Here is an 857-nt window from a genome sequence, read left to right on the forward strand (position 1 = left end):
CCAGGTGCGCATCCGGCTGTGATAGGCGTTCACGTTCTGGATGTGCAGCGCACCGCGCTTTCGTTCGCCGGCGCTCGCGTTGATGGCCTCATGTGAAATCCCGACCTCCCGCGCGAATGCCGGGTAGGCCGCATGGCTATCGGTCACCAGCAGCACGTCGCGCGCCAGGCGCGGYCCCAGGTGTTGCAMCAGTTGCCGCTTGCTCACGCTGCCCTTGCCGGTCACGGCGTCGATGGTCTGGCCGCTGCGATCGCGCGCCACCAGGATGCACACTTGTTCATTCGAGATCCCACGCTTTGTCGCCTTGCCGCCGCGCTTTCGTGGCGGACGATCGAGATGTCTGGACCCCTTGTGCGATTCGAGCACATACATCTCATCGGCTTCGGCGATGCCRCTCAGCCGTTGCGGSCGGTCATCCTTGCTCAAGGCCAGGAAACGGTGGCGCCATCGAAAGCTGGTCGCGCTGGCCACGCCGATCTCGCGCGCCGAGCGCCGCACGCTGCGGGAGTCGAGCATGCAGCCGAGGTAGTCGAGCCAGTGCGCCTTGTAGCGCAGCCGGGCCAGCGGCGTGCCGCTGAGGGCATTGAAGGTGCGATGGCAACTGCGGCAGCGGTAGCGCTGCAGTCCGTGCGCATGACCGTGGCGATAGGGTTTGTCGGCCTGGCAGTGCGGGCAGCAGAGTGGCGTGCCGGGCTGCTCGACGATCTCGAGTACGCGGTCGAGGCCGGTCGCCGAGTGCAGCAGGTCGAGCAGGCGGTCGCGCTGGCGCCGCGTTAGAGAGGACAGGCGTTGCAGGAACTGTTCGAACTGCCGTGCTTGCATGGGGCCTCCGTCAACGGTTCAGGTCGACATTGGAC

At 66.5% G+C, this 857-nt stretch carries 1 protein-coding gene; it reads right to left on the reverse strand.

Translation table 11 applies throughout. The features are described 5' to 3' along the window. Nucleotides 1-822 (reverse strand): IS1595 family transposase (locus tag AC1DOP_RS27165; protein WP_477254397.1); only part of this gene is annotated, 822 nt, incomplete at its 3' end. Nucleotides 823-857: the final 35 nt, after the last annotated feature.

It is taken from the genome of Massilia sp. 01N410 (genome assembly GCF_056399665.1).